Raw genomic sequence first — 25,529 nt, 5'->3', positions numbered from 1 at the left:
TGCTCACTCGATCACCACTCGATGTATCGGACCACGTAGGGCGTCATGCCGCTGGTGCGCACTGGAGCGACACGGACCTTCAACCCGATGTCCGGGGCCTCGAGCATCTGGCCGTCGCCGAGGTAGATCGTCACGTGCTGGGACCCGCCCGGTCCGTAGAAGATGACGTCGCCGCGGCGCATCTGCGAGGACGGGATCTTGCGGCCCAGGTTGTACTGCGAACCCGAGTAGTGCGGCAGCTTGATGCCCACCCCGGCGAACGAGTACAGGACCAGACCCGAACAGTCGAAGCCGGTGATGCCGGCCCCGGAGTCGATGCCCTTGCTCGGGCCAGCCGCGTTGCCGCCGCCCCAGGAGTAGGGCACGCCGATCTGCGACATGCCGCGCCGGATCACGTACTCGGAGGCCTGCCGCCCGTACACCCGGGGAATGCGTCCCCCGACCCCACCCGGGGCCGCGTTGGTGATGCCGGTGTCGTCGGGCTTGAGGATGCCCATCTGCTGCAGGAAGTTGCGGCCCAGGCCGGCGGTGACCTGTGTCGAGGTGGCCGAGATGCCCAGCACCTGGTTGATCACCGCGATGGGGTCGCCGGGGACGTTGGCGCTCGGGATCATCGGCAACGTGGGGTCCCAGGCGCCATCCCACTGGCGGCCGCCGCCCGACGACGCCGGCGCGCCCGGCGATCCGGTCTCCCACCGGTCACCCGACGCCGGGGCCGCGGGCCCACCCGGACCCGTGGACCATCGCCGTGCGGCCTCGCGCTTGGCCGCCTCCAGCTTTATCTGAGCCTGATCCCGTTCGGCGGCAAGGCGAATGATGTCTTCGCGTTGCTGGTCGAACTTCTGCTTGGAGTTGGTCAGCGCCGCGACGGCGGCGTCCTGGCTGGACTTGGCGTCGGCGGCGGCCTTGTCGGCGTTCTGCTTGGCCAGCCGCGCCGCCGACTCCTTGTTGACCTGCTCGGTGCGGGCCTGCCGGAGCTTGGCCATCACGGTCTGCGAGCTCGTGGTCAGGTTCTTGGCGGCTGCTTCGGTGGCGATGATGTCGTCGGGGCTGCTCGCCATGAGGTAACTGTTCGACGGACCATTCATATAGGTGGCGGCCGCGAACGTGTCGAAGCGGCGCTGCGCCCCGGCGATGGCGATGTTGGCGTCCTTGACGGCCTGCTGGCTGGCCTCCAGGTCGTGTTGGGCGGTGGCCGCGTTGTCCCTCGCGGTCTCCACGTCGACCAGGGCCTTGTTGACGCTTTCCTGCTCGGTCTGGATTTCGGCGCTCAGGTTCTGCAGTCGCTGGTTGGCCTTGGCGACGTTGGCGATGAGTCCGGCCAGGTTGTCAGCGGTGGGATCGGCCTCCGCAAGCCCGGGCGTTCCGATCAGCAGGGCCAGGCTCAAAACGGATGGGACGACGGGCCGCATCAGCCTTGCGGCCGGTCGCGCAGAAGACCCCCAGCGTGTGCGTCTCATTCGACTCAGGTCTCCTACGGCTCAACACGACGGGTAGCGCCAGCCACAGAATCCTCGAAAGGCGCCAAAGACAACACCAGCATCATTTGCACCGTACGTCACACCGATGGGCGTGCAAACGCTCCACCGAAATCGCACTCTCTACGTGCGTTTAATGTGACCGAACGGTGACCTGCCGTGTTTGCCGCGAAGCCGGAGTGTAACCGCCCGCGGGCACGCGAAGGTTGGGATGCCGCGTGGCTAGGCCGTGTTGGTGGGCGTCACTTCCTGCGCCCCCGCCGACTCGGTCGAGGTTGCTGCGCGCTTACTGCGCAACTGCAACAGCCGGGTACCGACGGCCGCCGCGAAGACGGCGATCAACAGGAGAATCGTCAGTCCGGTCCAGGGAAATTCGGGCGTGTCCAGCTCGTGCAGGAAGTGCTGCGCGGAGACCACCGGGTTGCCCGTCTTGGCGATGTCCTCGCCGGCCTCGAGCGTGACACGCGGGAATTGCGTGCTGTAACTCCCGACGTAGCTCGGGCTGAGCGTCAGCACCGTCGCGTCGTGATAGTCGGCGCCGACCACCGTGGAGATGTCGCGCAGCGGGGTGTCGTTCGGCGGGTTGTGGTCGAGCAGCACGATCTTGAGGTTGATGCCCTCGGCGTGCGCCTGGTTGACCACGTCGAGCAGTCCCGGCATCGCCGCCGGCGGCGCGCTGACTCCGGTGGCGGCCACCTGTGCCTTGATCACGGACACGTCGACGTCCTGCGGAATGTAGAGCGGCAGGACGAACGAGTCGTGCCCGGTCATTTGGCGGTCCTTCCTGCTGCGCGGTCACGCTGGCGTGACGCTCGGCCACGGCGGTCACTCTAGCGTGACTGCCGGCGCGCATTCGGGGTACGCGAGGGGTTTAATCCGGCAGCCACCGCGATAAGACTGACACCAGGAGTGCCCGCCGTAATGCAGGACAAGCGTACTGTTAAAGTTGGTACCGCACCGCCGACACGGCCCGTCGCGGTGGAGAACTAAAGACTCTGGGAGTTGAAGTGACTGATTCTGTGAATTCGTTCGGAGCCCGCGACACCCTCAAGGTCGGCGACCAGAGTTACCAGATCTATCGTCTCGACGCCGTCCCGAACACCGAGAAACTCCCTTACAGCCTCAAGGTGCTGGCCGAGAACCTGTTGCGCAACGAGGACGGCAGCAACATCACCAAGGACCACATCGAGGCCATCGCCAACTGGGATCCCAAGGCGGAACCCAGCATTGAGATCCAGTACACCCCCGCCCGCGTGGTGATGCAGGACTTCACCGGTGTGCCGTGCATCGTCGACCTGGCCACCATGCGCGAGGCCATCGGCGACCTGGGCGGCAAGCCGGACAAGGTCAACCCGCTCGCGCCCGCCGACCTGGTGATCGACCACTCGGTGATCGCCGACCTGTTCGGCACCGCCGACGCGTTCGAGCGCAACGTCGAGATCGAGTACCAGCGCAACGGCGAGCGCTACCAGTTCCTGCGCTGGGGCCAGGGAGCGTTCCAGGACTTCAAGGTGGTGCCGCCGGGCACCGGCATCGTGCACCAGGTCAACATCGAGTACCTGGCCAGCGTGGTGATGGAACGCGACGGCGTCGCGTACCCCGACACCTGTGTGGGCACCGACTCGCACACCACCATGGTCAACGGCCTGGGCGTGCTGGGCTGGGGCGTCGGCGGCATCGAGGCCGAGGCCGCGATGCTGGGCCAGCCGGTGTCGATGCTGATCCCCCGCGTCGTCGGCTTCAAGCTGACCGGCGAGATCCAGGCCGGCGTCACGGCCACCGACGTCGTGCTGACCGTGACCGAGATGCTGCGCAAACACGGCGTGGTCGGCAAGTTCGTCGAGTTCTACGGCAAGGGCGTGTCGGAGGTGCCGCTGGCCAACCGCGCCACGCTGGGCAACATGAGCCCCGAATTCGGTTCCACCGCAGCGATTTTCCCGATCGACGAGGAGACCATCTCCTACCTGAAGTTCACCGGCCGCACGGACGAGCAACTGGCCCTGGTGGAGGCCTACGCCAAGGAACAGGGCATGTGGCACAACCCCGACCACGAGCCGGCGTTCTCCGAGTACCTGGAGCTCGACCTGTCCACGGTGGTGCCGTCGATCGCCGGGCCCAAGCGTCCGCAGGACCGAATCCAGTTGTCGGAAGCCAAGTCTACGTTCCGTGATCAGATCCTGAGCTACGTCGAGGGCGACGACGACGGCCAGCAGGGGTATTCGAAACTGGACGAGTCGGTAGACGAGACCTTCCCGGCCAGCGATCCGGGGGCGGTGTCGAACGGACACGCCGACGACCGGCCCGTCGTGCAGTCGGCCGCCGCACACGCCAACGGCCGGCCGAGCAATCCGGTGACGGTGCGCTCCGACGAGCGTGGCGAGTTCGTGATCGACCACGGCGCCGTCGTGATCGCCGCGATCACCTCGTGCACCAACACCTCCAACCCCGAGGTCATGCTGGGCGCGGCGCTGTTGGCCCGCAACGCCGTTGAGAAGGGTCTGGCGTCCAAGCCGTGGGTGAAGACCACCATGGCTCCCGGCTCGCAGGTGGTCAACGACTACTACGACAAGGCCGGCCTGTGGCCCTACCTGGAGAAGCTCGGCTTCTATCTGGTCGGCTACGGCTGCACCACCTGCATCGGCAACTCCGGTCCGCTGCCCGACGAAATCTCGAAAGCGATTAACGACAACGACCTTTCGGTGACGGCCGTGCTGTCGGGCAACCGGAACTTCGAGGGCCGCATCAACCCGGACGTGAAGATGAATTACCTGGCGTCGCCGCCGCTGGTGGTGGCCTACGCGCTGGCCGGGACCATGGACTTCGACTTCGACGAGCAGCCCCTGGGCAAGGACAAGGACGGCAACGACGTCTTCCTCAAAGACATCTGGCCGTCGCAGAAGGATGTCTCCGACACCATCGCCTCGGCGATCAACCAGGAGATGTTCACCAAGAACTACGCCGACGTGTTCAAGGGCGACGAGCGGTGGCGCAACCTGCCGACGCCGAGCGGCAACACCTTCGAGTGGAATGCGGATTCGACGTATGTCCGCAAGCCCCCGTATTTCGAGGGCATGCCGGCCGAGCCGGAGCCGGTCGCCGACATCACCGGCGCCCGGGTGCTGGCGCTGCTGGGCGATTCGGTGACCACCGACCACATCTCCCCCGCCTCCAGCATCAAGCCGGGCACCCCGGCGGCGCAGTACCTCGACGAGCACGGGGTGGAGCGCAAGGACTACAACTCCTTTGGCTCGCGGCGCGGCAACCACGAGGTGATGATCCGTGGCACGTTCGCCAACATCAGGCTGCGCAACTTGTTGCTCGACGACGTGTCCGGCGGCTACACCCGCGACTTCACCCAGGACGACGCGCCGCAGGCGTTCATCTACGACGCGGCGCAAAACTATGCGGCACAAGACATTCCGCTGGTGGTGCTGGGCGGTAAGGAGTACGGGTCGGGCTCGTCACGCGACTGGGCCGCCAAGGGAACGCGGCTGCTGGGCGTTCGCGCGGTGATCGCCGAGTCGTTCGAACGAATCCACCGCTCCAACCTGATCGGCATGGGCGTCATCCCGTTGCAGTTCCCCGACGGCAAGTCGGCCAAGGATCTAGGACTGGACGGCACCGAGGTGTTCGACATCACCGGGATCGAAGAGCTCAACGACGGCAAGACGCCGAAGACGGTGCACGTCAAGGCAAGCAAGGACGGCAAGGACGCCATAGAATTCGACGCCGTGGTGCGCATCGACACACCGGGTGAGGCCGACTACTACCGCAACGGCGGCATCCTGCAGTACGTGCTGCGCAACATGCTCAAGTCCGGCTAGTCGCGGCCCGAATCCAGTCAGCCCGTGCCCAAGGTCAGCGAGGACCATCTGGCGGCTCGACGCCGCCAGATCCTCGACGGCGCCCGCCGTTGCTTTGCCGAATACGGTTACGACAAAGCCACGGTGCGCCGGTTGGAGAAGGCGATCGGGATGTCGCGCGGCGCAATCTTTCACCACTTCCGGGACAAGGACGCGCTGTTCTTCGCCCTCGCCCACGAGGACGCCGAGCGGATGGCCGACGTGGCTTCCCGCGAGGGACTCATCCAGGTGATGCGCGACATGCTGGCCGCGCCCGAGCAGTTCGACTGGCTGGCCACCAGATTGGAGATCGCCCGCAAGCTGCGCAACGATCCCGCGTTCAGCCAGGGATGGGCGGAGCGGTCGGCGGAGTTGGCGGCGGCAACCACCGATCGGTTGCGCCGGCAGAAGGAGGCGCATCGGGTGCGTGACGACGTGCCCGGCGACGTTCTGCAGTGCTATCTGGAATTGGTGCTCGACGGCCTGGTGGCCCGGTCGGCATCCGGCGAGGACCCGCAGCGGCTATCCGCGGTTCTCGATCTGGTGGAAAACTCGGTGCGCCGCAACGACTCTGAGGAGCGATCGTAACGTCACTGCGAACAAGGGGACGTGATTTCGCAGTGACGCTACGCCCGCGCGGTTTTGGCGGTCCGGTTCGGGCCGCCGCGGCTGCGCATCGTGGTGCCCGACTCCCGCAGCAAGCTATGAATCGACCCGTACGACCTGCCGGTCGCGGCGACCAGACTGCGGATGCTGGCGCCGCCTTCGTAGGCGTGGCGCAGCTCGTTCAACATCTGGTCGCGTGTCTTGGCCGACCTTTGCAGTGTTCTCTTCATGGTTCCTCCGACACCGGGACACGATCGCAAGCACCCAGAGTAAGAAGCCGCTGTCGGCCGCGGGCCGATTTCGCCAAATCGCCTGCGGCCAATCGCCTGCGAACTCAGGCGAGCTCGATGAGGTCCCGGTACTCGTCGGACCAGAAGTCCTCGGTGCCGTCGGGCAACAGCACGACGCGCTGCGGGTCGAGCGCCTCGGCGGCGCCGGGGTCGTGCGTCACCAAGACCACCGCTCCCTGGTAACTGCGCAGCGCGTCGAGCACCTGCTCGCGCGAGGCCGGGTCGAGGTTGTTGGTCGGTTCGTCGAGCAGCAGCACGTTGGCGGTGGAGGCCACCAGACCGGCCAGCGCGAGCCGGGTCTTCTCGCCGCCGGACAGCGTGCCCGCCGGCTGGTCGAGCTGGGGACCGCTGAACATGAACGCGCCCAGCAGGCCACGCAGATCCTGCTCGCCCGAATCCGGTGCGGCGTGGCGGATGTTCTCCCACACGGTCGAATCGTTGTCGAGCGTGTCGTGCTCCTGGGCGAAGTAGCCGATCCGCAGCCCGTGCCCGGGCTCGAGCCCTCCGGTGTCGGGGGCCTCGGTGCCGGCCAGAATCCTCAGCAGCGTGGTCTTGCCGGCGCCGTTGAGGCCCAGCACCACCACCCGCGAGCCGCGGTCGATCGCCAGGTCGACGCCGGTGAACACCTCCAGCGACCCGTAGGACTTGCTCAACCCCGTGGCCACCAGCGGCGTGCGCCCGCACGGGGCCGGGTTGGGGAACTTGATGCGGGCCACCTTGTCGGCCACCCGCTCGTCGTCGAGGGCGGCCATCATCCGGTCGGCGCGGCGCAACATGTTCTGCGCGGCAACGGCTTTGGTGGCTTTCGCACCGAGCTTGGCGGCCTGCGAGCGGAGCGCGGTGGCCTTGCGTTCGGCGTTCGCGCGTTCCCTCCGGCGGCGTTGCTCGTCGGTGGCGCGGGCGTCGAGATACTTCTGCCACGTCATGTTGTAGACGTCGACCTCACCGCGCACGGCATCCAGGAACCATACCCGGTTGACGACGTCGGCGAGCAGCTCGACGTTGTGGCTGATGATCACCAGCCCGCCGGTGTGCGCCCGCAGGAAATCCCGCAGCCAGCCGATGGAATCCGCGTCCAGGTGGTTGGTCGGCTCGTCGAGCAGCAGTGTGGTCGACGAACCCGACATGCCCGCGCCGCCCTCCGACGCGGCGAACAGGATGCGGGCCAGTTCCACCCGCCGCCGCTGCCCGCCGGACAGGGTGCGCAGCTTCTGCGTCAGCACCCGTTCCGGCAGGCCAAGACTCGCGCAGATACGGCTGGCTTCGCTTTCCGCGCCGTAGCCGCCCAGCGCGACGAAACGCTCCTCCAGCTGCCCGTACCGACGGATCGCGCGGTCGCGGGCGTCGTCGTCGGCGACCTCAGCCATCAGCGCCTGCTGCTTTTCCAGATCCGTCAGCAATACGTCGAGCCCGCGGGCCGACAGGACCCGGTCGCGGGCCAGCACCTCGAGGTCGCCCTCTTTGGGATCCTGTGGCAGATAACCGATTTCGCCGCCGCGGTTGATCGCGCCGGCATAGGGTTCGGTCTCCCCCGCCAGGATGCGCAGGGTGGTGGTCTTACCGGCGCCGTTGCGGCCCACCAGCCCGATCCGGTCGCCGGGCTGGATGCGCAGGTCGGGACCGTCCGGCGAGAGCAGGATGCGCGCACCAGCGCGGACCTCGAGGTCCGTGGCCGTGATCACGATCGCTCTCCTTTGAAAAGACGCCTATTTGTCGTCGGTGAACACCGGTGGTCGTCGTTCTGCGCGCGCGGCAACCGCTTCTTCGAAGTTGGCGGTGAGCAGGCGGACGAAAAGCTGTCCCAAGCCCTCGGCTTGCATGTGCCCTTCCAGGCTACCGGCGTCCAGTCCACTCCATAGCGTGCGCTTGGTCAACTCGATGCCCGGCCGTGAGAACGCCGCGATCCGCGCCGCGATGGCGTAGCAGGTGTCCAACAGCTGCTCCTCGGGCACCTGGCAGGACACCAGCCCGAAGCGCTCGGCCTCCTCCGCGGTGATGTCGCGACCGGTCAGCATGATCTCGAACGCGCGTGACGAGCCGATCGCCCGCGGCAGCAGGTAGGACAGGCCCAGTTCGCTGGCGGTCAGCCCGTTGTTGATGCCCGCGGCGCGAAAGTACGCGCTGGTGGAGGCCACCCGGATGTCGGCGGCCAGGGCCAGGCACAACCCGCCGCCGATGGCGGGGCCGTTGACCGCGGCGATCACCGGTTGGTGCAGCCTGCGCAGCGCCAGGATGACCTCGTCGAGGATCTCCATGGAGCGCAGCGCGTAGGTGGGGCGGGTCAGCCCCTCGACGTGGGGCACCGAGCCCGCGGACTTGTGGTCAGCGCCGGAGGAAAAGCCCCGACCGGCCCCGGTCAGCACCACCACCCGCACCGAATTGTCGTAGGTGACCTTGTCCAGGGCCTCCTTGAGCGGGAGCATGATGTCGAACGCCATCGAGTTCATCCGCTCGGGGCGATTCAGGGTTATCAGCGCGACGCCGGGCCGCGGGTGGTCTACCAGTACCAAACTCACCCATGCAACCTAGCGCGTGCCCAACCGAGGCTTTGCGGGCAGCGCGGCGCGGGGCTTATTCGGCCTGCCCGGCCTCGGCGGCGTCGACGTCGAATGCGCGGACTTGCTGGACCAGGTCCTCGAGGGCCGCCGGCGGCAGGGCTCCGGGCTGGTTGAACAGCAGTTTGCCCTTCTTGAAGGCCATCAGCGTGGGGATGGACCGGATCTGCGCGGCCGCCGCCAACTGTTGTTCGGCCTCGGTGTCGACCTTGGCGTGCACGATGTCGGGGTGCTTGTCCGACGACGCCTGGAATGTAGGACCGAACTGGCGGCACGGACCACACCAGGACGCCCAGAAGTCGACGAGCACGATGTCGTTGCCCTCGACGGTTTCGTTGAACTTCTCAGCGGTGAGATCAAGTGTTGTCACATTTTGCCCAACGCCCGGCGCCGACGCGATGTTCCCCGATCCGCAAGCGGTTCGCCCCGGGGCTATCGGCGGACGGGTTCGCGTTCGCTGTCGCGTCCGTCCCGACCGTCGCTGGTTACGGTTGCGTACGTTTTCCCGCGTCCGACAGACTGTGCCTGACGATCCGCCGCCTCGAGGACCAGTGAGGGAATCGCGTTGGGCCACTACATCGCTAACGTCCGTGATATCGAGTTCAACCTTTTCGAAGTTCTCGATGTCGGCGCCGTCCTGAGCACTGGCGGCTACAGCGACCTCGACGAGGACACGGTCCGAACGATCCTGGCCGAAGCCGCCCGCCTCGCCGAAGGTCCGGTGGCCGAATCCTTCGCCTTCGCCGACCGCAATCCGCCGGTATTCGACCCGGCCGAGCACAAAATCAGCGTGCCCGACGAACTGGCCAAGACGGTGGCGGCGCTCAAGGAGGCCGGCTGGTGGCGGCTGGGCATGGCCGAGGAGATCGGCGGCATGCCCGCCCCGCCGCCGCTGGCGTGGGCGGTCAACGAAATGCTCATCTGCGCCAACCCCTCGGCCAACTTCTTCTGCCTGGGCCCGTTCATGTCTCAGGCGTTGTTCGTCGAGGGCAACGAGCAACAGCGGCGGTGGGCCGCCGAGGGTGTGGAGCGGGGCTGGGCGGCCACCATGGTGCTCACCGAACCCGACGCGGGCTCCGACGTCGGTGCCGGCCGCGCCAAGGCCATCGAACAGCCCGACGGCACCTGGCACATCGAGGGCGTCAAGCGCTTCATCTCCGGTGGCGACGTGGGCGACACCGCCGAGAACATCTTCCATCTCGTGTTGGCCCGCCCCGAGGGCGCCGGACCGGGCACCAAGGGATTGAGCCTGTTCTACGTGCCGAACTTCTTGTTCGATCCGGACACCTTCGAGCTCGGCCCGCGCAACGGCGTCTTCGTCACCGGGGTGGAGCACAAGATGGGAATCAAGTCCTCCCCCACATGCGAATTGACTTTCGGCGCAACGGATGTACCCGCCGTCGGGTATCTGGTCGGCGACGTGCACCGCGGTATCGCGCAGATGTTCACGGTGATCGAGCAGGCGCGCATGACGATTGGCGTCAAAGCCGCCGGCACGCTGTCCACGGGCTACCTGAACGCACTGGCCTTCGCCAAGGAGCGAGTGCAGGGTGCGGACCTGACGCAGATGTCCGACAAGACCGCGCCGCGCGTCACGATCATCCATCACCCCGACGTGCGTCGCAGCCTGATGACCCAGAAGGCCTACGCGGAGGGTCTTCGCGCGCTCTACATGTATGCCGCCGCGCATCAGGATAACGCTGTGGCTCAACGGGTTTCGGGCGCCGACCCCGAGATGGCGCATCGGATCGACGATCTGCTGTTGCCGATCGTCAAAGGGGTGAGCTCGGAGCGGGCCTACGAGGTGCTGACCGAGTCGCTGCAGACGCTGGGCGGTTCCGGCTTCCTGGCCGACTATCCGCTCGAGCAGTACATCCGCGATTCCAAGATCGATTCGCTGTATGAGGGCACCACCGCGATCCAGGCGCTCGACTTCTTCTTCCGCAAGATCGTGCGCGACCGGGGTCAGGCGCTGCAGTTCTTGACGACGCAGATCACGGCGACCATCGACGACTGTGACGAGGCGCTCAAGCCCGTCGCCCAACTGGTGCAGACCGCGTACGACGACGTCACAACGATGACCGGTGCGCTGACCGGCTACCTGATGTCCGCGGCGCAGCATCCGACCGAGATCTACAAGGTGGGGCTGGGATCGGTCCGTTACCTGCTCGCGGTCGGCGATCTGCTGATCGGGTGGCGGCTGCTGGTCCAGGCCGTCATCGCGCACCGAGCGCTGGCCGATGGAGCGGGCGACGACGAACCGTTCTACCGGGGCAAGATCGCGACCGCGGGATTCTTCGCCAAGAACATGCTGCCGAAGCTGACCTCGCTGCGCGGGGTCCTCGAGGCCCTCGACGACGACATCATGAAGGTGCCCGAACAGGCGTTCTGAGAACACACAGGTTGGACACAGTTTAAACGGGTAAACCATGACGTTGGCTTTAACCGACGAATGGAGAAACGTTGATGTCTGCCAGCGTGCCCCGGCTCACTCGCTTAGCGGTATTCGCCGTCGCGGGAGCCACCGCTTTGTCCCTGTCTGCCTGTGGCTCTTCGAACAAATCCAGCCCCACGTCCACCTCGACCTCAACCTCGACGTCGGTCGTGACGTCGACGAAGACATCGTCCACCCCTAACGCCGAAGCGCGGGGCAGCGGTCTGATCGCCTCGGTGGCGGGCAATTCCATTCAGGTCACCAAAGAGGACAACGCGACCGCGTCGGTGAACTTCACCTCGACCACCAAGATCACCGAGGCCGTTCCGGCCGGGCTGCCGGACGTCACGCCCGGCAGCTGCGTCAGCGTGAAGCCGACGGAGGGATCGGCGCCCGGGCAGGCCGTGACCGCCGCGTCGGTGAAGATCAGCGAGTCCGTCAACGGCGCCTGCCCGAAGCCGCCGCAATCCGCGCCGGGCGCTTCGACCACCACGCCGCCGTCGCTCCCGCCGTCGCAGGCGCCCGCGAAGCCGGCCTGGGTCCGGGGCTCGGTGGCGTCGGTTTCCGGTAACACGATCAACCTGACGAACACGGATCCCAGCGGCAACACCACGCAAACGACCGTGACGGTCGATGACAAGACCAAGTACAGCAAGCAGACGTCCGCCAACACCGACGCGATCACGCCGGGCAAATGCCTGTGGGCACGCGGAACCCAGGACAACGGCGGCGCGCTGCAGGCGACGAGCATCAAGCTACGACAGGCCGTCGACGGCAAGTGCGGCAAGCCCAAGCAGCCTGGCCAGGGTGGCTGACCCCGGCTGGGGCTGACTGAGATTGCCGTCACTCCCGTGGGGCGCGGCGTGAAAACCGTGCCCGGCGGGGGTATTTGCTGGGGACGGCGAAGCGTTTGATCGGAGATGAGTTCTGTGCCTGCCTTATCGTTGAAGACCCGGCGGACACAGATCGCGCTCGGCGCGGTGGTCGCCTTCATCGCACTGTGCGTCGCCATGTGCGGCTCCTCGCATGACGCCTCGAACAGCAGCGCGCCACGCGCCGTCACGGCGGTCCCGCCCAGCGCGGCACCCAGCGCGGCGCCACCACCGGTACCCCCGCCACCTCCGGTCGGCAAGGACTACGTCGAGGGCATGGTGCAGTCGAATTCGGATGGCACGATCGCACTTCGAACGCGGACCGGCTCGGCGACGGTGGACTACACACCCCAAACCAGGGTCGTCGACGTCACCCCGGCGAAGCTGACCGATGTGACGCCCGGCAGTTGCGTAAATGTCCGCGCCACCCCGCAGAGCGCGCCACCTCCCGGTGCGATCACCGCGCAGGCGGTGACCGTCACCCAGTCCGCGGACGGCAAGTGTCCGCCGCCCGCCGGGTTCTACGGCACTGTCGCCTCGGTCTCGGGCAACACCATCGCCGTCAACGGTCTGGGCCCCGGCGGACCGGGCGCCGCCACCAACGTGACCGTCGCCGACTCGACCTCATACCAGCGGCAGACGCCCTCGGACGCCCAGGACATCACGAACGGCAAATGCATTGGGGCACAGGGAACTCAAGACGGCGGCGTCCTGCATGCGACGATGATCAGCGTGGAGACGTGCCCGCCGATGGGGCACCCGCACCACCACCTGCAGCTGCCCCATCTCCCCCACATCCACCTCTAGTGGCGATCGCCAGCGCGGCGGGTCGCCACCGTCTGGTCTGGGGGATGCGGGCTCAGGCTCAGACGGTGAAACCGAGGGCGCGCAATTGCTCGCGGCCGTCCTCGGTGATCTTGTCCGGGCCCCACGGCGGGTTCCACACCCAGTTGATCCGCAGGTCGTCGACCAGGCCGGCGCCCACCAGCGCGCTGCGTGACTGGTCTTCGATGACATCGGTCAGCGGGCAAGCCGCCGAGGTCAGCGTCATGTCGATCAGGGCGACCGTCCCGTCGTCGCCCGCCTCGACGTTCAGCCCGTAGACGAGCCCCAGATCGACGACGTTGATCCCGAGTTCGGGGTCGACCACGTCGCGCATCGCCTCCTCGAGGTCGGCGAGGAATTCTTCATCCTGCGCGGTGGTTTCGCTCATCTGTAGCCTCCTCGAAGTCCGCTTCTTTGCCCGAATAAGCCTTGGCCAAAGCATCTTTGAACGCCATCCAGCCCAACAGCGCGCATTTGACCCGTGCCGGGTACTTGGCCACCCCGGCGAAGGCGATCCCGTCACCCAGCACGTCCTCGTCGCCTTCGACGGTCCCGCGCGAGGACACCATTTCGGTGAACGCGGTGATGGTCTCGAGCGCCTCGCCGACGCTTTGGCCGATCACCTGCTGCGTGAGCACCGAGGTCGCCGCCTGGCTGATCGAGCAGCCCTGCCCGTCGTAGGACACGTCGGCGACGGTCTCGCCGTCCTCGGACAGCGCGACCCGCAGGGTCACCTCGTCACCGCAGACCGGGTTGACATGAAAAACCTCGGCGCCGAACGGCTCCCGCAGCCCGCGGTGCTGCGGGTGCTTGTAATGGTCCAGGATCACGTCCTGGTACATCTGCTCGAGACGCAATGTCAGCCTCTCCCAAAGAAATCCAGGGCGCGGCGTACGCCGGCCACCAACCGTTCGACCTCTTCGGCGGTGTTGTACACCCCGAAGGACGCCCGAGCGGTGGCCGCCAGACCGAACCGGCGGTGCAGCGGCATGGCGCAGTGGTGGCCCACTCGCACCGCGACCCCCGCGTCATCGAGTACCTGCCCGACGTCGTGCGCGTGCACGCCGTCGACGACGAAAGACACCGGCGAGGCGCGGTTCTCCATGGACGTCGGTCCGATGATGCGCACGGCATCGATGCCGGACAGCCCGTCGATGGCCGCGGCCACCAGCGCATGCTCGTGGGCCTGCGCGGCTTCCATGCCGATGGCGCCGAGATAGCGGGTGGCCGCGCCCAATCCGACCACCTGGGACGTCATCGGAGTGCCCGCCTCGAACCGCTGCGGCACCGATGCGTAGCTGGATGCCTCCATGGTCACGGTCTCGATCATCGAGCCGCCGGTCAAGAACGGCGGCAGCGCCGACAACACCTCGCGGCGTCCGTACAGGACACCGATACCGTTGGGGCCCAACATCTTATGTCCCGAGAACGCGGCGAAGTCCACGTCGAGCGCGTGGAAGTCGACGGGCTGGTGCGGCACCGACTGGCAGGCGTCCAGCACGGTGAGCGCGCCCACGGCCCGGGCTCGGCCGACCAGTTCGGCCACCGGGGCGACCGCGCCGGTCACGTTTGAATGATGGGTGAAGGCGACGATTTTGACGCGTTCGTCGAGCTCGAGCGAGTCCAGGTCGATGCGCCCGTCGTCGGTGACGCCGTACCAGCGCAGGGTCGCCCCGGTGCGCCGGGACAGTTCCTGCCAGGGCACCAGGTTGGCGTGGTGTTCGAGCTCGGTGGTGACGATGACGTCGCCCGGTCCGACGGCACGCTCGAAACGCTTGTCCCCCAGCACATATGACACCAGGTTGAGCGCCTCGGTGGCATTCTTGGTGAACACCAGTTCGTCGGGGTCGGCCCCGACGAACGCAGCGACGTCGGCACGCCCCTGCTCGTAGGCGTCGGTGGCCTCCTCCATCAGCTGGTGCGCACCGCGGTGCACGGCGCCGTTGGAGGTCAGCAGGAACTCCCGCTCGGCGTCGAGTACCTGCAGCGGCCGCTGCGAGGTCGCGCCGGAATCCAGGTACGCCAACGGGTTTCCGCTGCGCATGACGCGCTTGAGGATCGGGAAGTCGGCGCGGATGGCCGCGACATCCAGGGTAGAAACCGCCGCCGAAGGTGTAGCCATGTCAGGCCCCGGTTGCCGCCGCTTGGGAGAAGCGGACGTAGCCGTTCTGCTCGAGTTCGTCGGCCAGCTCCGACCCGCCGGACTCGGCGATCCGCCCGCCGACGAACACGTGCACGTATTCGGGGTGGATGTAGCGCAGGATGCGGGTGTAGTGCGTGATCAGCAGGATGCCGCCCCGCACCGGCTGGCCGGTGCCATCGTCCCAGCCGGCCTCGGCGTAGCGGTTCACGCCCTCGCTGACCACCCGCAGCGCGTCGACGTCCAGCCCGGAGTCGGTCTCGTCGAGGATGGCGATTTTGGGCTTGAGCAGTTCCAGCTGCAGGATCTCGTGGCGCTTCTTCTCACCACCGGAGAAACCCTCGTTGACGCTGCGCTCGGCGAACGCCGGGTCGATTTCCAGCGAGCCCATCGCCGCCTTGACCTCTTTGACCCAGTGCCGCAGTTTCGGGGCCTCACCGCGCACGGCGGTCGCCGCCGAGCGCAGAAAGTTCGACACCGAGACGCCGGGCACCTCGACGGGATACTGCATGGCCAAAAAGATTCCGGCGCGGGCGCGCTCGTCGATGCTCATCGCCAGCACGTCCTCGCCGTCCAGCGTGATGGAGCCCGAGGTCACCGTGTACTTGGGGTGGCCGGCGATGGCGTATGACAGCGTCGACTTGCCCGAACCGTTGGGCCCCATCAAGGCGTGCGTCTCACCGGATTTCACCGTCAGGTCGACCCCGTTGAGAATGGGGATCTCGCGCTCGGACTCGGCGGCGTTCGGGTTTACGACGCTGACGTGGAGGTCTTTGATTTCGAGAGTGGTCATGAGGCTGTTGTTTCCGTCTTTTCGGTTAAGGCCAGTTCGTGTTCGATGGCTGCGGTCAGGCGTTCCCGTATGTCGGGCACCGCGATCTTGGAGATGATTTCGGCGAAGAAGCCGCGGATCACCAGGCGGCGCGCCTGCTCCTCGGGGATGCCGCGGGAGCGTAGGTAGAACAGTTGCTCGTCGTCGAAACGGCCGGTGGCACTGGCGTGCCCGGCGCCGACGATCTCGCCCGTCTCGATCTCCAAGTTGGGCACCGAGTCGGCTCGCGCACCGTCGGTGAGCACCAGGTTGCGGTTCACCTCGAAGGTGTCGGTGCCGGTGGCTTCGGCGCGGATCAAGACGTCGCCGATCCAGACGGTGTGCGCGTCGGGCAGCGCGGAGTCCGAATCGCCTTGCAGCGCACCCTTGTACAGCACATACGACTTGCAGTCGGGCTGTGCGTGATCCACCAGCAGCCGCGACTCCAGGTGCTGTCCGTCGTCGGCGAAGTACAGGCCCAGCAGCTCGGCGTCGCCGCCCGGGCGTAGGTAGCGCACGTTGGCGGTCATCCGGACCACCTCGCCGCCGAGCGTGACGGCCACGTGGCGCAGCACCGCGTCCTTGCCCAGCTTGGCGTGGTGCATGCTGACGTGCACGGCGTCGTCGGCCCAGTCGGCGAGCCACACCACGGTGAGCCGGGCGGCGTCGTCGACGACGAATTCGACGTTGTCGGCCAGGGTTCCGCTGCCCCGGTGGTCGATCACCACGACCGCCTCGGCGAGCTCGGCGACCCGGATCTGCAGGTGCCCGTAGGCCACCGCGCCCGCACCGGGGCCGGTGACGGTGACGGCGATCGGCTCGGCGATGCGGGTGTCGCGCTCGACGGTGATCAGGGTTGCGGAGTTGAATGACGAAAATGCTTGCGCGGCAACACGGTCGGTCGGCACGCCGCCCTGACCGAGACGCTCGTCGCCGCGGCGGACGGTCTCGACGCACAGGCCGGGCTGCTCGCTGACGCTGATCTCGGTCTTGCCGGTGGCGCGCGCTGACCCGTCGTGCAGGCCACGCAGCCGGCGCAACGGGGTGAACCGCCATATTTCGTCACGACCGTGCGGGACCTCGAACGCGTCCACATCGAACGAGGAGAACAGCTCCCCCTTATTCAATGCGGTAAGCGAACTCCCCTCGACGGCCGAAGTCAGATTGTGGGCGGTCATCCGACAGCGCCCTCCATCTGCAGCTCGATCAGCCGGTTGAGCTCCAGCGCATACTCCATCGGCAGCTCTTTGGCGATCGGCTCGACGAAGCCGCGCACCACCATGGCCATCGCCTCATCCTCGGTCAGGCCCCGGCTCATCAGGTAGAACAGCTGATTCTCGCTGACCTTGGACACGGTGGCCTCGTGGCCCATGGTGACGTCGTCCTCGCGGATGTCGACGTAGGGGTAGGTGTCGCTGCGGCTGATCGTATCGACCAGCAGCGCATCACATTTCACACTGGAACGCGATCCGTGCGCGCCCTTGTTCACCTGCACCAGGCCGCGGTAGGAGGTGCGGCCGCCGCCACGAGCCACCGACTTGGACACGATGTTGCTCGACGTGTTCGGCGCCAGGTGCAGCATCTTCGCGCCGGTGTCCTGGTGCTGGCCCTCGCCGGCGAACGCCACCGACAGCACCTCACCCTTGGCGTACTCGCCGGTCATCCAGACCGCCGGATACTTCATCGTCACCTTGGACCCGATGTTGCCGTCGACCCACTCCATGGTGGCGCCGGCCTCGGCGCGGGCACGCTTGGTGACCAGGTTGTACACGTTGTTCGACCAGTTCTGGATCGTCGTGTAACGGCAACGGCCACCGGGCTTCACGATGATCTCGACCACCGCGGAGTGCAGCGAATCACTCTTGTAGATCGGCGCGGTACAGCCCTCGACGTAGTGCACGTAGGCACCCTCGTCGACGATGATCAGCGTCCGCTCGAACTGCCCCATGTTTTCGGTGTTGATCCGGAAGTAGGCCTGCAGCGGAATATCGACGTGCACGCCCGGCGGGACGTAGATGAACGAACCGCCCGACCACACAGCGGTGTTCAGCGCGGAGAACTTGTTGTCCCCGGCCGGGATCACGGTGGCGAAGTACTGCCGGAAGATCTCGGGGTGCTCGCGCAGCGCCGTATCGGTGTCCAGGAAGATGACGCCCAGTTTCTCCAGATCCTCACGGATGGAGTGGTAGACCACCTCCGACTCGTACTGGGCAGCGACACCGGACACCAGCCGCTGCTTCTCGGCTTCCGGGATGCCCAGCCTGTCGTAGGTGTTCTTGATATCCGCGGGCAGATCGTCCCAGGTCGCTGCCTGCTTCTCGCTGGAGCGCACGAAGTACTTGATGTTGTCGAAGTGGATGCCCTCGAGGTTGGAGCCCCAGCTCGGCATCGGCTTCTTGTCGAAGATGCGCAGCGCCTTCAGTCGGGTCTCCAGCATCCACTCCGGCTCGTTCTTCTTCGCCGAGATGTCGCGGACCACCGCCTCCGACAGCCCGCGCTGGGCGCTGGCGCCCGCGACGTCGGAATCGGACCAGCCGTAGCCGTATTTGCCCAGCGAGGCGATCGCCTCTTCCTGGGTCAACGGTGCGGTAACCGTCTTGCTGGCCTCGGGTGTGAGGGTCATCGAGACGCTCCTTTGATGCTCGTGGTGTCGCGGCGCGGGCTGGGCGCCGTGCTGGTTGCCTGAGTCAGGGGTACGTGCGTGGTGCAGGCGCAGTTGCCGTTGACGATGGTCGCCAACCGCTGGACGTGGGTGCCCAGCACCTCGGCCATGGCCTGCTGTTCGGCGTCGCACAGCTCGGGGAATTCCTCGGCGACGTGGGACACCGGGCAGTGGTGCTGGCAGATCTGCACGCCGTGGATCGGCCCGCCGACCTGCGTGGTGGTGGTGACATAGCCGGCCTTGGTCAACGCGGTGGCGATCCGGCCGGCGGCCGCCTCGACGTCTTCGTCGGCCGCACTGTCGGCCGCGGGAACGTCGGCCAAAATGGTGTCGATGCGCTGCCGGGCGAACGCCCGCACCGCCTCTTCACCGCCGATTTCGCGCAGCTGCCGCATGGCCGCCGCCGCCAGGTCGTCGTAGGCGTGGTCGAGCTTGGCGCGGCCGGCCGCGGTCAACCGATAGCGCTTGGCGGGACGTCCGCGGCCTACCTGTTGCCACGCCGCGGGCGCCGTGGACTCGGCATCGCCGGCCTCGATCAGTGCGTCGAGATGGCGTCGCACACCGGCGGCCGCCAGCCCCAGCCGGTCACCGATCTCGCCGGCGGTGATCGATCCGGACTCCAGCAGCAGCCGCACGATCGCGCGGCGGGTGTGACCATCCGGCACCGGCGCGCCGACGTCCGCCACGCCGGCAACTGCGACGCCGCCCGCGGTGGCCTCATCGAGGCTGGTTCGGATTTTCACAACACCAGTGTGACGCAATTCCGGGGATCGGTCTACCAAGGGTCCCCTGTCTAGGCGTTGCGCTGCTCACACTCGGTGGAACGCGCGGACCCGCTGCGCCGCGCTTGCGATCGCCGCTGGCTCGGGCCGGGCGGCTACGCTGCTCTGATGGCAGCCCGCCACCACACGCTGAGCTCATCGATCGCGAGTCTGCACGGCGACGAGCAAGCAGTGGGCTCGCCGCTGAACGATACCGAGCTCACCGCGCTGCGTCGCATCCGCCTGTTCGGCGCCACCGGCACCGTGGTGATGGCGATCGGCGCGCTGGGCGCCGGCGCCCGGCCCGTTGTACAGGACCCCACCTTCGGGGTGCGGCTGCTCAACCTGCCGTCACGGATCCAGACCGTGTCGTTAACCATGACGACGACCGGCGCGGTCATGATGGCGCTGGCCTGGTTGATGCTCGGCCGGTTCGCGCTGGGAAACCGGCGGATGTCGCGCGGCGACCTGGACCGCACCCTGCTGCTGTGGGTGCTGCCGCTGCTGATCGCCCCGCCGATGTACAGCAAGGACGTCTACTCCTATCTGGCGCAAAGCCAGATCTCCCTGGAGGGTCTCGACCCGTACCGGGTGGGCCCGGCCTCGGGGCTGGGCCTGTCCCACATCTTCACGCTGTCGGTGCCGACGCTGTGGCGCGAGACGCCCGCACCGTACGGGCCGCTGTTCTTGTGGATCGGACGCGGCATCTCGGCGATCACCGGGGAGAACATCGTCGCCGCCGTGCTGTGTCACCGGCTGGTGGAGCTGCTGGGCGTGGGACTGATCGTGTGGGCGACACCGCGGCTGGCCCGGCGCTGCGGCGTCGCCGAGGTCAGCGCGTTGTGGCTGGGGGCGGCCAATCCGCTGCTGATCATGCATCTGGTGGCCGGCGTGCACAACGAGGCGCTGATGCTGGGCTTGATGCTGGCCGGGGCGGAATTCGCGCTCCGCGGCATCGACGCACCCCGGCTGGTGCCCGCGTCGTGGAAGCGGCCGGGGCCGGACTGGGAACCGCTGGGGATGCTGGTCGCGGGAGCCGTGCTGATCGTGTTGTCGTCGCAGGTGAAGCTGCCGTCGCTGCTGGCGCTGGGCTTCGTGACGATGGCGCTCGCCTACCGCTGCGGTGGCACCCTGCGTGCCCTGCTGCTGACCGGCGGCGGCATGGCGGCGTTGTCGCTGGCGGTGATGGCGCTGGTGGGCTGGGCCAGCGGCCTCGGCTTCGGCTGGATCTTCACCCTGGGCACCGCCAACGTGGTGCGCAGCTGGATGTCACCGCCTACCCTGCTGGCGCTCGGCACCGGCCAGGTTGGCATCCTGCTGGGCCTGGGTGATCACACCACCGCGGTGCTGGGGCTGACCCGCGCGATCGGTGTGCTGATCATCACGGTCATGGTGGCGTGGCTGCTCCTCGCCGTCTTCCGCGGCCGGCTGCACCCGATCGGCGGCCTGGGTGTCGCGCTGGGCATCACGGTGCTGCTGTTCCCCGTCGTGCAGCCCTGGTATCTGCTGTGGGCCATCATCCCGCTGGCCGCCTGGGCGACCCGTACCGGCTTCCGGGTGGCCGCCATCGTCATCAGCCTGGTCGTCGGGATCTTCGGCCCGACGGCCAACGGCGACCGCTTCGCGCTGTTCCAGATTATCGACGCCACCTTGGCCAGCACCGTCATCGTCGTCGCGCTCATCGCGTTGACCTACACCCGCCTGCCGTGGCGCCGCCCGCCGGTCCAGGCCACCGAATCCAACGGCCAACCGGTCGCCGATCCGGCGGCAACGCCGCAGACTCCGCCGACCCCCCGGCCGGCGCCGGCACATGACGCCTACGCTGATTCCACGTGAGCTCGGCCTTTCCCGCCCGCGAATCGCGCGAATCCCCTAACACAGTTGTGCGGCTGCGCGGGGTCACCAAGAAGTACGGGTCCGGCGCGACCGCCGTCGAAGCCGTTTCCAACCTCGATCTCGAGGTGCATGCCGCCGAGGTGCTGGCCCTGCTCGGACCCAACGGCGCCGGGAAGACGACGACGGTCGAGATGTGCGAGGGCTTCACCCGCCCGGACGCGGGCACCATCGAGGTGCTCGGCCTGGACCCGATCGCCGACAACGCGCGGTTGCGGGCGCGGATCGGGGTGATGCTGCAGGGCGGAGGCGGCTACCCCGCGGCCCGGGCGGGAGAAATGCTGAACCTGGTGGCCGCCTACGCCGCCGATCCGCTGGACCCGGCGTGGCTGCTGGACACGCTGGGTCTCACCGACGCCGCCCGCACTACCTACCGGCGACTCTCCGGCGGCCAGCAGCAGCGGCTGGCGCTGGCCTGTGCGCTGGTCGGCCGCCCCGAACTGGTGTTCCTCGACGAGCCCACCGCGGGCATGGACGCACACGCCCGGCTGCTGGTGTGGGAGCTGATCGACGCCCTGCGCCGCGACGGCGTGACGGTGGTGCTGACCACGCATCAGCTCAAGGAGGCCGAGGAGCTCGCCGACCGGCTGGTGATCATCGACCACGGGGTCACGGTGGCCTCGGGCACGCCGGCCGAGCTGATGCGCAGCGGGGCCAAGGACCAGTTGCGGTTCAGCGCACCGCCGCGCCTCGATCTGTCCCTGCTGTCCTCCGCCCTGCCGGAGGACTACAAGGCCACCGAGGTGACGCCGGGCGAATACCTGGTCGAGGGGCCCGTCGACCCTCAGGTACTGGCAACCGTCACGGCGTGGTGCGCGCGGATCGACGTGCTGGCCACCGACATGCGCGTCGAGCAACGCAGCCTCGAGGATGTGTTCCTCGACCTCACCGGCAGGAAGTTACGGCCTTGACGGACAACGAGATTCAATCGAGCGTCTTCCCCGCGGGTACTTTCGCTCCCGATCCGCGGCCCAGCGCGGTGCCGAAAATGCTTGCCGCGCAATTCGGCTTGGAGCTCAAGCTGCTGCTGCGCAACGGCGAACAACTGCTGCTGACCATGTTCATCCCGATCACGCTGCTGGTCGGGCTGACGCTGCTGCCGCTCGGCTCGTTCGGCCAGCACCGCGCCGCCACGTTCACCCCGGTCATCATGGCGCTGGCGGTGATCTCGACGGCGTTCACCGGGCAGGCGATCGCGGTGGCCTTCGATCGGCGCTACGGCGCGCTCAAGCGACTCGGGGCAACCCCGCTTCCGGTGTGGGGCATCATCGCGGGCAAGTCCCTGGCCGTGGTCACCGTGGTGTTCTTGCAGGCAATCCTGTTGGGCGCCATAGGTTTTGCGCTCGGCTGGCGACCGACGCCGGCGGCCCTGGTGCTGGGCGCGGCGGTCATCGCGCTGGGCACCGTGGTGTTCGCGGCGCTGGGGCTGCTGCTCGGCGGGACGCTGCGCGCCGAGATCGTGCTAGCGGTCGCCAACCTGATGTGGTTCGTCTTCGCCGGGCTGGGCGCGCTCACCCTGGAAACCGGCATAACGCCGACGGCGGTCAAGCTGGCGGCCCGGCTGACGCCGTCGGGCGCGCTCACCGAGGCGCTCTCGCAGGCCATGACCATGTCGGTGGACTGGTTCGGGGTCGTCGTTCTGGCGGCGTGGGGCGCGGTGGGCGCGCTGAGCGCGCTGCGCTGGTTCCGCTTCACCTGACGGGTGTTCCGCCGCCGACACGGCGCGACCAGCCGTACTACGGGCCGTAGTTTTCGGTGCCTTAGGATCGGGCCGTGGTTGGACGGATGCTGTTGCGAGTGGTGGACCTGCTCCCCAACCCCAGCCCGGGCGTGCAGCGCCTGATCGCCGCGGCCGTCATCCTCACCCAGGGCGGCATCGCCATCACCGGCGCGATCGTTCGCGTCACCGCCTCGGGGCTGGGGTGCCCGACCTGGCCGCAGTGTTTCCCGGGCAGCTTCGTCCCGGTGGCCCACGCCGAGGTGCCGCGCATCCATCAGGCCGTCGAATTCGGCAACCGGATGGTCACCTTTGCCGTGGTGATCACCGCCGCGCTGGCCGTGCTGGCCGTGACGCGGGCGCGGCGACGCCGCGAGGTACTGGTCTACGCCTGGCTGATGCCGGTGTCGACCGTCGTGCAGGCGGTGATCGGTGGCATCACCGTGCGCACCGGGCTGCTGTGGTGGACGGTGGCCATCCACCTGCTGACGTCCATGACGATGGTGTGGCTGTCGGTGCTGCTCTACGTGAAGGTCGGCGAGCCCGACGACGGGGTAGTGCGCCGGCGCGTGGTCAGGCCGCTGCGCGCCTTGACGGCCCTGTCCGGCCTGAACCTGGCCGCGGTGCTGATCACCGGCACGCTGGTAACGGCCGCCGGCCCGCACGCGGGTGATCGCAGCCCCACCCGGACGGTGCCGCGGCTGAAGGTCGAGGTCGACACCCTGGTGCACATGCACTCGTCGCTGCTGATCGCCTACCTGGCGCTGCTGGTGGGGCTGGGCTTCGGGCTGCTCGCGGTCCGTGCCGCCCGGCCCGTCCTGGTGCGGCTGGCGGTGCTGCTGGTGCTGGTGTTCGCGCAGGCCGCCGTTGGCACCGCCCAGTACTACACCGGGGTGCCCGCCGTGCTGGTCGCCCTGCACGTGGCCGGGGCCGCGGCGTGCACGGCGGCCACCGCGGCGCTATGGGCGTCCATGCGAGAGCGGGCCGAGCCCGAACCGCTCGCAGGCTGACTCCACCGCCACGGCGAACCGCCGCTGGGCGAGTTCGCGGGCCGCGGGGTCCAGTCGCCGCCAGCCCAGCACCGGCGCGACCAGGTCGAGCCCCACCAGCCGCTCCCCTGCCACGTCGGCCCGGGCATAGAGCAGCTCGCGGGCGGGGATGCCGGCGCGGCCGGCGGCCGAGGCCAGCGCGGCGTACCCGACGTCCCACGCCTCGAACTCCGGCTCGACCGGCCAGGCGTGCGACCGCTCTCCGCCCAGAAAGATCAACGCCGCCTCGGGCGTTGCGTCCGGCGCGGTCGGCACCCCGTCGTCCTCGAGGTCGCGCAAGTACCGCTCATCGAGGTTCCAAGCGAGCGCGTCGGGTGGGTTGAGCAGGCGGCGCACGCGCCGGGTCCAGGCCAGGAATTCGTCGCGCCGATCCGGGTCGTCGGCGACGGCGCGCAGTATCACCAGATCGGCGTCAAGGGTGTCCGGATCGTCCCAGGACAACCGGCGCGCATGCAGACCGCGCGTGCGCAGCGCGGCCACCAGACCGGCACCCCGACCGGCATCGTCGGCTGTCGGGGCGGCGTCGTCGCCGGACCCCGCCAGCACGATGCGGGGATGGAAGACGTCCGGGCGAGCGAGTTTCATGCCCGGGCATGATAAGCAGATGCACGCAATCGAAGTCAGCGAAACCGGCGGCCCCGAGGTGCTGCGCTACATCGAGACGGCTACGCCCAAGCCCGGCCCGGGCGAGGTGCTGATCAAGGCCGAAGCCATCGGCGTCAACTACATCGACACCTATTTCCGCACCGGACAGTACCCGCGTGAGTTGCCCTTCATCATCGGGCAGGAAGCCTGCGGCACCGTCGCCGCCACGGGTGACGGAGTGTCGGGGTTTGACGTCGGCGACCGGGTGGTCAGCGCTGCGACAACCGGTGGGTATGCCGAATTCTCTACTGCGCCAGCATCATTGACCGCGAAGGTGCCGGACGTGGTGGCATCCGAGGTCGCGGCGTCGGTGCTGCTGAAAGGCTTGACCGCGCACTACCTGCTCAAATCGGTCTATCCGGTGCAACGCGGCGACACGGTGCTGGTGCACGCCGGCGCGGGCGGCGTCGGACTGATTTTGACGCCGTGGGCTCATCTGCTCGGCGCGCGGGTGATCAGCACCGTCTCCACCCCGGAGAAGGAACGGTTGTCCAGGCAAGCGGGTGCCGACGAGGTGCTCCCCTATCCCGACGACGCGGCCGAATTCGGTGCACGGATCCGCGCGTTGACCGGGGGTGCCGGGGTGGCGGCGGTGTACGACGGCGTGGGCGCCACCACCTTCGACGCCAGCCTGGCCAGCCTGGCCGTCCGCGGAACGCTGGCGCTGTTCGGCGCGGCAAGCGGACCCGTTCCGCCGGTCGACCCGCAGCGCCTCAACGCCGCCGGCTCGGTGTATCTGACCCGGCCGTCGCTGGCGCACTTCATCCGCACCGGCGACGAGTTCAGTTGGCGGGCCGGGGAATTGTTCGACGCGATCGCCGGCGGTTCCATCACCGTGGAGGTCGGCGGACGCTATCCCCTGGCCGAAGCGGCCCGCGCCCACCAGGATCTGCAGGGCCGCAAGACCACCGGCTCGATCGTGCTGCTGCCCTAGGCGATTCGAGCCCGT

Annotated in this window: 23 protein-coding genes and 1 pseudogene; 10 read left to right on the top strand and 14 right to left on the bottom strand. The window is 67.9% G+C overall.

Going from position 1 to position 25,529, the window contains the following annotated elements; all coding sequences use genetic code 11:
- Window positions 1–11: 11 nt before the first annotated feature.
- Together ripA and G6N50_RS03495 are read right to left on the bottom strand one after the other, a co-directional pair.
- Window positions 12–1,460, bottom strand: a complete 1,449-nt coding sequence (gene ripA / locus G6N50_RS03500) for an NlpC/P60 family peptidoglycan endopeptidase RipA (RefSeq protein WP_083098861.1) — start codon at window positions 1,458–1,460, stop codon at window positions 12–14.
- 250 nt (window positions 1,461–1,710) lie between these two features.
- Window positions 1,711–2,249 (bottom strand): annotated as a pseudogene (locus tag G6N50_RS03495) (Rv1476 family membrane protein); the annotation flags it as partial.
- A gap of 236 nt (window positions 2,250–2,485) precedes the next feature.
- On the opposite strand from G6N50_RS03495, the gene G6N50_RS03490 reads away from it, so the two are divergent.
- Together G6N50_RS03490 and G6N50_RS03485 are read left to right on the top strand one after the other, a co-directional pair.
- Window positions 2,486–5,302, top strand: a complete 2,817-nt coding sequence (locus tag G6N50_RS03490) for an aconitate hydratase (RefSeq protein ID WP_083098864.1) — start codon at window positions 2,486–2,488, stop codon at window positions 5,300–5,302.
- A 24-nt stretch (window positions 5,303–5,326) separates the two neighbouring features.
- Entirely contained in the window at window positions 5,327–5,908 is a 582-nt protein-coding gene (locus G6N50_RS03485) for a TetR/AcrR family transcriptional regulator (RefSeq protein WP_083098866.1), read from the top strand.
- 38 nt (window positions 5,909–5,946) lie between these two features.
- Here G6N50_RS03485 and G6N50_RS03480 read toward each other — a convergent pair whose 3' ends face one another.
- The 4 genes from G6N50_RS03480 to trxA all read right to left on the bottom strand — a co-directional run bounded on the left by G6N50_RS03480 (window position 5,947) and on the right by trxA (window position 9,141).
- Window positions 5,947–6,144 carry a helix-turn-helix domain-containing protein gene (locus tag G6N50_RS03480; protein WP_083098928.1) on the bottom strand — a complete coding sequence of 66 codons (198 nt, stop codon included), beginning with the start codon at window positions 6,142–6,144 and terminating at the stop codon, window positions 5,947–5,949.
- 116 nt (window positions 6,145–6,260) lie between these two features.
- The gene (locus G6N50_RS03475; protein WP_083098867.1) at window positions 6,261–7,898 is read right to left on the bottom strand and encodes an ABC-F family ATP-binding cassette domain-containing protein; all 1,638 of its coding nucleotides are present in this window, start codon (window positions 7,896–7,898) and stop codon (window positions 6,261–6,263) included.
- 24 nt (window positions 7,899–7,922) lie between these two features.
- Complete coding sequence (locus G6N50_RS03470; protein WP_083098869.1) at window positions 7,923–8,732, bottom strand: enoyl-CoA hydratase; 810 nt, start codon at window positions 8,730–8,732, stop codon at window positions 7,923–7,925.
- A 55-nt stretch (window positions 8,733–8,787) separates the two neighbouring features.
- Complete coding sequence (gene trxA, locus G6N50_RS03465) at window positions 8,788–9,141, bottom strand: thioredoxin (RefSeq protein ID WP_083098870.1); 354 nt, start codon at window positions 9,139–9,141, stop codon at window positions 8,788–8,790.
- A 195-nt stretch (window positions 9,142–9,336) separates the two neighbouring features.
- On the opposite strand from trxA, the gene G6N50_RS03460 reads away from it, so the two are divergent.
- The 3 genes from G6N50_RS03460 to G6N50_RS03445 all read left to right on the top strand — a co-directional run bounded on the left by G6N50_RS03460 (window position 9,337) and on the right by G6N50_RS03445 (window position 12,884).
- Window positions 9,337–11,163 carry an acyl-CoA dehydrogenase gene (locus G6N50_RS03460; protein ID WP_083098872.1) on the top strand — a complete coding sequence of 609 codons (1,827 nt, stop codon included), beginning with the start codon at window positions 9,337–9,339 and terminating at the stop codon, window positions 11,161–11,163.
- Between the two features lie 74 nt (window positions 11,164–11,237).
- Window positions 11,238–12,020, top strand: a complete 783-nt coding sequence (locus G6N50_RS29870) for a DUF5666 domain-containing protein (RefSeq protein ID WP_179970089.1) — start codon at window positions 11,238–11,240, stop codon at window positions 12,018–12,020.
- 129 nt (window positions 12,021–12,149) lie between these two features.
- A complete protein-coding gene (locus G6N50_RS03445; protein ID WP_083098877.1) occupies window positions 12,150–12,884 on the top strand; it encodes a DUF5666 domain-containing protein in 735 nt (244 codons plus the stop codon).
- Between the two features lie 58 nt (window positions 12,885–12,942).
- Here the strand turns inward: G6N50_RS03445 and G6N50_RS03440 are convergent, their stop codons facing one another.
- The 7 genes from G6N50_RS03440 to G6N50_RS03410 are packed head-to-tail and all read right to left on the bottom strand — an operon-like array spanning window position 12,943 to window position 19,297.
- Window positions 12,943–13,290, bottom strand: coding sequence for a metal-sulfur cluster assembly factor (locus tag G6N50_RS03440; protein ID WP_083098878.1), 348 nt, complete (start codon window positions 13,288–13,290; stop codon window positions 12,943–12,945).
- Window positions 13,265–13,765, bottom strand: a complete 501-nt coding sequence (gene sufU, locus G6N50_RS03435; RefSeq protein ID WP_120312420.1) for a Fe-S cluster assembly sulfur transfer protein SufU — start codon at window positions 13,763–13,765, stop codon at window positions 13,265–13,267. The genes G6N50_RS03440 and sufU overlap by 26 nt, the downstream gene beginning before the upstream one ends.
- A complete protein-coding gene (locus tag G6N50_RS03430; RefSeq protein ID WP_083098880.1) occupies window positions 13,762–15,024 on the bottom strand; it encodes a cysteine desulfurase in 1,263 nt (420 codons plus the stop codon). The genes sufU and G6N50_RS03430 overlap by 4 nt, the downstream gene beginning before the upstream one ends.
- A 1-nt stretch (window position 15,025) precedes the next feature.
- Window positions 15,026–15,835, bottom strand: coding sequence for a Fe-S cluster assembly ATPase SufC (gene sufC, locus G6N50_RS03425; protein ID WP_083098881.1), 810 nt, complete (start codon window positions 15,833–15,835; stop codon window positions 15,026–15,028).
- Entirely contained in the window at window positions 15,832–17,031 is a 1,200-nt protein-coding gene (sufD, locus tag G6N50_RS03420) for a Fe-S cluster assembly protein SufD (protein ID WP_083098883.1), read from the bottom strand. Before sufD ends, sufC begins: the two co-directional genes overlap by 4 nt.
- Entirely contained in the window at window positions 17,028–18,476 is a 1,449-nt protein-coding gene (gene sufB, locus G6N50_RS03415) for a Fe-S cluster assembly protein SufB (protein ID WP_083098884.1), read from the bottom strand. Before sufB ends, sufD begins: the two co-directional genes overlap by 4 nt.
- Window positions 18,473–19,297, bottom strand: a complete 825-nt coding sequence (locus G6N50_RS03410) for a helix-turn-helix transcriptional regulator (RefSeq protein WP_142275746.1) — start codon at window positions 19,295–19,297, stop codon at window positions 18,473–18,475. The genes sufB and G6N50_RS03410 overlap by 4 nt, the downstream gene beginning before the upstream one ends.
- A gap of 108 nt (window positions 19,298–19,405) precedes the next feature.
- Between G6N50_RS03410 and mptB the strand changes: the two genes are divergently transcribed.
- From mptB to G6N50_RS03390, 4 genes are all read left to right on the top strand, one after another.
- Window positions 19,406–21,112, top strand: a complete 1,707-nt coding sequence (mptB, locus tag G6N50_RS03405; protein ID WP_083098888.1) for a polyprenol phosphomannose-dependent alpha 1,6 mannosyltransferase MptB — start codon at window positions 19,406–19,408, stop codon at window positions 21,110–21,112.
- Window positions 21,109–22,080 carry an ABC transporter ATP-binding protein gene (locus tag G6N50_RS03400; RefSeq protein ID WP_142275747.1) on the top strand — a complete coding sequence of 324 codons (972 nt, stop codon included), beginning with the start codon at window positions 21,109–21,111 and terminating at the stop codon, window positions 22,078–22,080. The genes mptB and G6N50_RS03400 overlap by 4 nt, the downstream gene beginning before the upstream one ends.
- Window positions 22,081–22,157: 77 nt before the next feature.
- Entirely contained in the window at window positions 22,158–22,868 is a 711-nt protein-coding gene (locus tag G6N50_RS03395) for an ABC transporter permease (RefSeq protein WP_232069041.1), read from the top strand.
- An 86-nt stretch (window positions 22,869–22,954) separates the two neighbouring features.
- On the top strand, window positions 22,955–23,896 hold the full coding sequence (locus tag G6N50_RS03390; RefSeq protein ID WP_142275751.1) for a COX15/CtaA family protein: 942 nt from the start codon (window positions 22,955–22,957) through the stop codon (window positions 23,894–23,896).
- Here G6N50_RS03390 and G6N50_RS03385 read toward each other — a convergent pair.
- On the bottom strand, window positions 23,846–24,520 hold the full coding sequence (locus G6N50_RS03385) for a hypothetical protein (protein WP_083098894.1): 675 nt from the start codon (window positions 24,518–24,520) through the stop codon (window positions 23,846–23,848). The genes G6N50_RS03390 and G6N50_RS03385 overlap by 51 nt on opposite strands.
- A 19-nt stretch (window positions 24,521–24,539) precedes the next feature.
- Here G6N50_RS03385 and G6N50_RS03380 point away from each other — a divergent pair, with 19 nt between their 5' ends.
- A complete protein-coding gene (locus G6N50_RS03380) occupies window positions 24,540–25,514 on the top strand; it encodes a quinone oxidoreductase family protein (protein WP_083098896.1) in 975 nt (324 codons plus the stop codon).
- Window positions 25,515–25,529: the final 15 nt, after the last annotated feature.

The sequence above is a fragment of the Mycobacterium mantenii genome (genome assembly GCF_010731775.1).
GTDB classification, from domain to species: Bacteria; Actinomycetota; Actinomycetes; order Mycobacteriales; family Mycobacteriaceae; genus Mycobacterium; species Mycobacterium mantenii.
This window is presented reverse-complemented; position numbering and strand designations above follow the sequence as displayed.